Origin of the sequence: Pseudomonas sp. V88_4, from assembly GCF_029967985.1 — a bacterium.
GTDB classification, from domain to species: domain Bacteria; phylum Pseudomonadota; class Gammaproteobacteria; order Pseudomonadales; family Pseudomonadaceae; genus Aquipseudomonas; species Aquipseudomonas glycinae.
Window position 1 is genome coordinate 42,109 of record NZ_JASCAF010000004.1, and the last position, 7,098, is coordinate 49,206.

Annotated in this window: 8 protein-coding genes and 1 pseudogene; 8 read left to right on the forward strand and 1 reads right to left on the reverse strand. The window is 63.7% G+C overall.

Annotation, left to right across the window (positions count from 1 at the left end; genetic code table 11):
• Positions 1-8 precede the first annotated feature (8 nt).
• The 8 genes and pseudogenes from QLG12_RS05900 to QLG12_RS05935 form a co-directional block, all read left to right on the forward strand.
• Positions 9-1,277: a type II and III secretion system protein family protein gene (locus QLG12_RS05900; protein WP_197869845.1), complete on the forward strand. Its 1,269-nt coding sequence runs from the start codon at positions 9-11 to the stop codon at positions 1,275-1,277.
• Entirely contained in the window at positions 1,274-2,464 is a 1,191-nt protein-coding gene (locus QLG12_RS05905; RefSeq protein WP_236194636.1) for a pilus assembly protein, read from the forward strand. Before QLG12_RS05900 ends, QLG12_RS05905 begins: the two co-directional genes overlap by 4 nt.
• Positions 2,461-3,732, forward strand: a complete 1,272-nt coding sequence (locus tag QLG12_RS05910; RefSeq protein ID WP_236194637.1) for a CpaF family protein — start codon at positions 2,461-2,463, stop codon at positions 3,730-3,732. Before QLG12_RS05905 ends, QLG12_RS05910 begins: the two co-directional genes overlap by 4 nt.
• Positions 3,733-3,742: 10 nt before the next feature.
• Positions 3,743-4,624, forward strand: a complete 882-nt coding sequence (locus tag QLG12_RS05915; protein ID WP_282474118.1) for a type II secretion system F family protein — start codon at positions 3,743-3,745, stop codon at positions 4,622-4,624.
• On the forward strand, positions 4,621-5,511 hold the full coding sequence (locus tag QLG12_RS05920) for a type II secretion system F family protein (RefSeq protein ID WP_197869848.1): 891 nt from the start codon (positions 4,621-4,623) through the stop codon (positions 5,509-5,511). Before QLG12_RS05915 ends, QLG12_RS05920 begins: the two co-directional genes overlap by 4 nt.
• A gap of 11 nt (positions 5,512-5,522) precedes the next feature.
• Entirely contained in the window at positions 5,523-6,212 is a 690-nt protein-coding gene (locus tag QLG12_RS05925; RefSeq protein WP_011332285.1) for a tetratricopeptide repeat protein, read from the forward strand.
• 11 nt (positions 6,213-6,223) lie between these two features.
• The gene (locus QLG12_RS05930; RefSeq protein WP_197869849.1) at positions 6,224-6,496 is read left to right on the forward strand and encodes a DUF3613 domain-containing protein; all 273 of its coding nucleotides are present in this window, start codon (positions 6,224-6,226) and stop codon (positions 6,494-6,496) included.
• Positions 6,496-6,738: pseudogene (locus tag QLG12_RS05935) on the forward strand (hypothetical protein); the annotation flags it as partial. The gene QLG12_RS05930 and the pseudogene QLG12_RS05935, both read left to right, overlap by 1 nt.
• A gap of 156 nt (positions 6,739-6,894) precedes the next feature.
• On the opposite strand, the gene QLG12_RS05940 reads toward QLG12_RS05935, so the two are convergent.
• Positions 6,895-7,098: hypothetical protein (locus tag QLG12_RS05940; RefSeq protein WP_282474119.1), on the reverse strand; the 204-nt coding region annotated here is incomplete at its 5' end.

Below are 7,098 nucleotides of genomic sequence, written 5' to 3' on the forward strand. Positions count from 1 at the left end.
GCACCTCCATGCGCAAACGCTTTACGCCCCTGTTCCACTGGCTGCAGTTTTCCTTGCTGAGCGTGGCTTCGATCGGCAGCGCGGCCGCCGCTACCGGCAACTGCGCTGCGCTTGCGCCGCTGCCGGCCGTGCTGGAAATCGGCGAAGGCCTGCAACAGGCCGTGCAATCGCCGGTGGCGATCACTCGGGTGGCCGTGGGCGATCCGAAGATCGCCGATGTGCGCGTGACCGGCGACCAGGGTGTGTTGCTCACCGGCGTCGGCCCCGGCGCCACCACGTTGATGATCTGGACCGCCTGCGCCAGCACACCGCGTCAAAGCATGGTGTTCGTGCAGGGCAAGGCCAGTGCGGCGATGACTGCGGCGGCGCTGCCGTCCAGCAGCGAACCGAACCTGCCCTCGCAGGTGCAGACCGACATCCGCTTCGTCGAAGTCAGCCGCACCAAGCTCAAGGAAGCGGGTACGTCGATCTACGGCAAGGGCTCCAACAACTTTCTGTTCGGCGCACCGGGCACCGTGCCGAACACCGGCGTCACGCCGGGCGTGGTTCCGCTGCTCAACATCGATCCCCGCATCGCCGCGCCGAGCATCCCGCTGGCCAACGACATGTTCAACATCGTCTGGGGCGGTGGCAGCAGCAAGTTCCTCGGCATCGTCAATGCATTGGAAGGCAGCGGTTTCGCCTACACCCTCGCGCGGCCAAGTCTGGTTGCACTGAGCGGACAGAGTGCGAGTTTCCTCGCCGGCGGCGAGGTACCGATCCCGGTGCCCAGCGCCAACAGCAACAGCTACTCCATCGAGTACAAGGAATTCGGTATCCGCCTGACCCTGACCCCGACCGTGGTCAGCAACGACCGGATCGCCCTCAAGGTCGCCCCGGAAGTCAGTGAGCTGGACTACAACAACGGCGTGACCATCGGCGGCACCAAAGTGCCGGCCTTCACCATTCGCCGCACCGACACCAGCATCTCCCTGGCCGATGGCGAAAGCTTCGTTATCAGCGGCCTGATCAGCACCCGCAACGCCTCGGAGGTGAACAAGTTTCCGGGGCTGGGCGACATCCCGGTACTCGGCGCGTTTTTCCGCAACTCGTCGATCAACCGCGAAGAACGCGAACTGCTGATGATCGTCACCCCGCACCTGGTGCAACCGCTGGCCGTCAACGCGCCATTGCCGTCGTTGCCCGGCGAGAAACTGCGCAATTACGACCCGAACTGGTATCGCCTGTACTTCCTGGAAAACGGCAACTTCGATAAACGCAGCGGGTTATCGCAATGAGCCAGAGCCTGAGCCAGACCTTTCTCGCCATCACCCGCAACACCACTGATCTTGAGTGGCTGCAAGGCGCGCTGGCGCCCCTGGGCCAGGTGGTCAGCGCCGGTGGCGGCAGCCTCGACGAACTGCTGGCGCTGGTCGACGTGACCTTCGCCAGCCTGGTGTTCGTCGGCCTCGACCGTGAACATCTGGTGGCCCAGAGTGCGTTGATCGAAGGCGTGCTCGAAGCCAAGCCGATGCTGGCGATCGTCGCCCTCGGTGACGGCATGGACAATCAATTGGTGCTCAACGCGATGCGCGCCGGTGCCCGGGATTTCGTGGCCTACGGCTCGCGTTCCAGCGAAGTCGCCGGCCTGGTGCGACGGCTGAGCAAACGCCTGCCGGCGGTCACGCCGAACACCCAGCTCGGCGGATTGACCGTTCTGTACAGCATCCAGAACAACGCCGACGGTGCGCTGCTGGCCAATCACATGGCGCTGGTGGTGCAGAAGAGCGGCCAGCAGACCTTGCTGCTTGACCTTGGCCTGCCGCGCGGTGACAGCCTGGCCCTGCTGGGGCTGGAGAGCTCGTTTCATTTCGGCGATGCGTTACGTCACCTGCGCCGCCTCGACGCAACCCTGATCGACAGCGCCTTCACCAGTGCCGAGGCCGGGTTGCGCATTCTCGCCTACGCCCCCGGCGACGAACCGCTGGAACGCACCAGCGCTGCCGAGCTGTACATGTTGCTCAGCGCCCTGCGCCAGCACTTCCAGCACATCGTGGTGAACCTCACCGGCCAACCCGACAGCGAAGCGCTGCGCACCTTCGTCAGCCATTGCGACAAGCTGCTGTGGTACACCGACCAGAATGTCCTCGACTGTCGACGCAACCTCGCAGTGCTCAATCTGTGGCGCGAAAAAGGCATGAAGCTCGACCACGGCCGGCTGCTGGTGGATCGCTACCTGCGCAATGTCGCGCCGGACTCCGACACCCTCGGCAGAACCTTCGGCCTGGAAGTCATCGCAGTGCTGGCCTACAGCCCGGAACTGCGCCTGAATGCCAAGAATCAGGGCGTGACCCTGTTCGAACTGGCCCCGCGCGAAGCCATCAGCCAGAGCCTGCGCACCCTCGGCGAACGGCTGGCCAAGCGTTCCGAAGGCCTGGCCAAGCCCAAAGTCACCTGGTTTGATCGCTTGCGAGGCAGCTCATGAGCAGCGAGCAATTGTTCGGCGGACCACAGCGCAACGCCACCGGCAACACCGACCACGACGGCCTGAAACTGGTACTGCACCGCTACATCATCGACGCCATCGAAGAGTCGGGAAAAAACCTGCTGGAAGGCTCGCGGCAAGTGTTATCGCAGTTCGTCATCGACAAGGTCGGCGAATACATCGCCCGCCTGCACCTAGCGATTTCCCGTTACGAAATGGAGCGTCTGGCCGAAGAAATCGTCGACGAACTGACCGGTTTCGGCCCGCTGGAAGTGCTGCTGCGCGACAGCGCCGTGACCGAGATTCTGGTCAACGGCCCGCACCGGGTGTTCATCGAACGCGATGGCGTGTTGCATCTGAGCGACCTGCGTTTCATCGATGCGCACCACGTCGAACGGGTGATGCAGCGCATCCTCGCCCCGCTCGGCCGGCGCCTCGACGAGTCGTCGCCGATGGTCGATGCGCGCCTGCCCGACGGCAGCCGGGTCAACGCGATCATCCCGCCGATTGCCCTCGACGGCCCGTGCCTGTCGATCCGCAAATTTCGCAAGGACATGCTTAAAAGCACTGACCTGATGGCGATGCAGACCATCGATCAGGCGATCTTCGACTTCATCGCCGAAGCCGTCAGCAAGCGCTGCAACATCCTCATCAGCGGCGGCACCGGCACCGGCAAGACCACCTTGCTGAACATTCTCAGCCAGCTGATCAACCCCCACGAACGGCTGGTGACCATCGAAGATGTCGCCGAATTGCAACTCGGCCATCCGCATGTGGTGCGCCTGGAAACCCGCCCGCCGAATGCCGAGGGCCACGGCGAAGTGAAGGCCAGCGACCTGATCCGCAACGCCCTGCGGATGCGCCCCGATCGGATCATCCTCGGCGAGATTCGCGGGGTCGAAGTGGTCGACGTGCTGACGGCGATGAACACCGGCCACGACGGCTCGATGAGCACGGTCCACGCCAACAACGCACAGGACGCGCTGCTGCGCCTGGAAACCCTGGTGGGCCTGACCGGACGCACCATTGCCGAACGTACCCTGCGCCAGATGATCTGCGCGGCACTCGACGTGATCATCCAGCTGACGCGCATGCCCGACGGCCGCCGCTGCGTCAGCGAAGTGGTGGAAGTGGTCGGGGTACGCGACGACGTCTACGTCACCAACACCCTGTTCCGTCTCGACCGCCGCACCGGTTTCGGTTTTCTGCGTGAAGCGGTCAACCCGGCCGGTGACAAGTTGCGCCGTGAACCGGCGCTGTCACCGTGAGGGCCCCGACATGCTCAAACCGCTGTTGCTGATCCTGATCTGTCTGGCGTTGCTTGGTCTGTCACTGCGCCTGTTCTACAACGGCTGGCGCCAGAGCGGCACCGAACGGGTGCTGGACCGCTTGAATCAGGGACAACCTCAGCTGCTGGCGGAGAAACCGCGCTGGGCGGGACTGGAGCGCGCCTTTTTGCGGGCGGGTCTCGGTCACCCGGATCGTCTCGAATTGTGGTTGCTGCTATGGGCCTTCGGCAGCCTGATCGGCCTGGCAATCGGCGGCTGGATCGGCTTTCTGTTGCTGCTGGTGCTGCCACCGATGGCGCTGCGCGTTTACGTCATTTGGCGCTATCAGCGACGGTTGCGACGGATGATCGAACAACTGCCGCAATTGCTCGACCACACGGTGCGCAGCCTGAAATCCGGACGCACCCTGGCCGACGCGGTACTGGGCGCGATCGACGCCAGCGAAGACCCGCTGAAGAACGCCATGGGCCGGGTGCAGCGCAACGTGCAATTGGGGGTGAGTCTTCCGGAGGCGGTGGGCGATGTGGCCGAGCTGTATGAAAAGGACGAATTGCGCCTGTTCGCCGTTGGACTGAAGGTCAATCATCGCTACGGCGGCAACGCCAGCGAACTGCTGGAAAACCTGATCCGGATGATCCGCGAACGCGACCAGGCATCGCGCCAGTTGCGCGCCATGACCGGTGAAACCCGCATCACCGCCTGGGTGCTCGGCCTGCTGCCGGTGGGGCTGGCCGGTTACTTTCTGCTGTCCAATCCCAAATACCTGATCGCCATGTGGAACGACCATTCCGGCCAGATGATGCTCGCCAGCGCCTTCGGCCTGCAGGTGATCGGCAGCCTGTTGCTCTGGCGGATGTTGCGCAGCCTATGACCATGCCTCTGATGATCAGCGCCCTGTTGATGCTGGGCGCTGCACTTTTGCTGATCAGCGGCCTGCTCGACCGCCGCCGTCGCGCGCGACAGGTCACGCGGCGGCTGGAAGGTGCGCTGCTGCGGGACAATCGTTTCGGTAACCTGCTGCAAGTGCTCGGCGGCAGTACCCTCGGCCAGCGCGCGGTCAAACTCGACAACGAAACCCAAACCCTGCTCAACCGCCTCGGCTGGCGCAGCGCCCGCCAGCGATCACTGTTCGCCGCCTGCCAGATCGGCTCGCCGCTGCTGTTGCTGACCGTGGCGGTCTTGCTGCAAGGGGTACTGTTTCCTCACATCGAGCGTCAATGGATCGCCCCGCTGTTCGCCCTCGGCATCGGCTACCTGTTGCCCAAACGCCTGCTGGCGATGGCGGCCGCCCGCCGGCAAAAACAACTGGCCATGGAAATCTCCACCTTCATCCCTTTGCTGCGCATCCTGTTCGAAGCCGGCATGGCCGTCGAGCAGGCGTTGCGCGTGCTCAGCCATGAAGGCCAGACGTTGCTGCCGGTGCTGACCCAGGAATTGCGTCTGGTGCTGGCCCGTGTCGACTCGGGCCTGGAACTGGGCGAGGAACTGAACAAGGCCACGCGCTTGCTGGCGGTGGACGAATTCACCGACACCTGCGTGATCCTTCAGCAACTGCTGCAACAGGGTGGCGGCGCGATGAAATCGCTGCTGGCGCTCAAGCAACTGCTCGATGACCGACGCCTGACCAGGCTGCAGGAATACATCTCGAAAATGTCCGCCAAAATGTCCGTCGTGATGATGATGTTTCTCTTCCCGGCGCTGTTGATCGTCCTCGCAGGCCCGGGCTTCAGCGCCCTGGCGCGGGCGCTGGGCTCATAGAAGGAATCGCCATGAAAGCAATGATTGCAAGCTTGACCCTGCTGATGCTCGGCGGCTGCGCCAGCAACGGCCAGACGCCGTGGAGCGCCCTGAACCCGAACGCCGGTTGCGGCCCGTTGAGCCAGGAACAACAACTGTCGATGACCCTGGCCGACGACATGGCCAAGGACGGCAAACTGCATGCCAGCCTGGCGAACCTGCAAAGCCTGCCGGACAACCTCGCCGACGTCCGCCTGCGCAAGGCCAAGGTCTATCGACTGCTGGGGCGCAGCGAAGCCGAGCCGTTGTATCGCGGCCTGCTCGGCAGCTGCCTGGCCGCCGAAGCCGAACACGGCCTCGGCCAGCTCGCCGCCGCCCGCGCCGACTACGGCCAGGCCCAGGCCCACCTGCAACGCGCCGCCCGCCTGGCCCCCACCGACGAAAAAATCCGCAACGACCTGGGCGTGGTGTACCTCAACCAACTGCGCATCGAAGACGCCCGCTTCGAATTCCTCACCGCCATGGAACTCAAGCAGAGCGATTCACTGGCCGCCCTGAACCTGGTGACGCTGCTGCTCTACCAGGACGACTGGACCCGCGCCGCCGAACTGGTCAGCCGCCTGAACCTGAGCCCTGAGCAATTCAACGAGGCCCAGACCCGCGCCCAGAAACTCAAGACCCCAAGCCCCGTCACCGCAGCCGCCACCGCGATGCTCAAATAAGGAGCCCCGCCATGAAAGCCACCGCGCTCTGCCTCACCCTCCTCGCCCTGCCCCTGACCACCCACGCCATCGACCCCGGCCCCGCCTCGGCGCAACAACAGGAAACTGAAGGCTGGCTGCTCCTGCAAAGCCGCAACAAAGCCGCCTCCACCAAACCCCAGACCAGCACCCCCACTGAACGTGAACTGAGCATGCAACGCTGGTTGAAGAGCTACACACACGAGATTCCGGAGTTCTTTGATCAGAAGCAGGGTGGGACTGTGGACAGTGGGTCGGGAGGATAGACGGCCCCGACCGTAAACCGAGCCAGATGTTCCAGGTCTCACCGGACATGGACGACGAAAGCCTGCTGGCCCACGCCTGCGAATCCCTGGCCTCGGCCAGCGACATGGCCAATGACGTGGCAGCCTATGTCGACTCACCGCAACGGCACCGGATTCCGGGGATACAACAAGTCATCATGCGCGCCGAACTGGCGGTGAACCGAGTACTGGATAACGTCGAGGTCAGTCGATATCCGGCATAGATGCTGATGACATCTCTGCGGGAGAACGGTATGCGGTGGGTCAGTCAGGACGCTGCCTTCACCCTGGCCCTCCCGAAACGTCGGACCGCCCGAAGGGAGAGGGGACCGACCGAAGTGTATGGGAAGGATACGCCGACTTGAGACACCGAGGTGAACTCAGGTTAAAAACACAAAACTCACCCTGCTTTGGCTTTGGCTTTGGCTTTGGCTCAGCTTGGCTTGGCTTGGCTTGGCTTTGGTTTCTGCTCTGGCTTGGCTCTGGCTTCCACCACTCAACACAATGAGCGTTAGCTCGAGTACCGCTCTTGACGTGCCGGCCCCATCGGAAGGCTGAGTGGAGGGATTTATCCGGGGGTGGGA

Coding starts and splice junctions, on each gene's coding strand:
- QLG12_RS05900 (WP_197869845.1), top strand. CDS start 9: ATGCGCAAACGCTTTACGCCCCTGTTCCACTGGCTGCAGTTTTCCTTG.
- QLG12_RS05905 (WP_236194636.1), top strand. CDS start 1,274: ATGAGCCAGAGCCTGAGCCAGACCTTTCTCGCCATCACCCGCAACACC.
- QLG12_RS05910 (WP_236194637.1), top strand. CDS start 2,461: ATGAGCAGCGAGCAATTGTTCGGCGGACCACAGCGCAACGCCACCGGC.
- QLG12_RS05915 (WP_282474118.1), top strand. CDS start 3,743: ATGCTCAAACCGCTGTTGCTGATCCTGATCTGTCTGGCGTTGCTTGGT.
- QLG12_RS05920 (WP_197869848.1), top strand. CDS start 4,621: ATGACCATGCCTCTGATGATCAGCGCCCTGTTGATGCTGGGCGCTGCA.
- QLG12_RS05925 (WP_011332285.1), top strand. CDS start 5,523: ATGAAAGCAATGATTGCAAGCTTGACCCTGCTGATGCTCGGCGGCTGC.
- QLG12_RS05930 (WP_197869849.1), top strand. CDS start 6,224: ATGAAAGCCACCGCGCTCTGCCTCACCCTCCTCGCCCTGCCCCTGACC.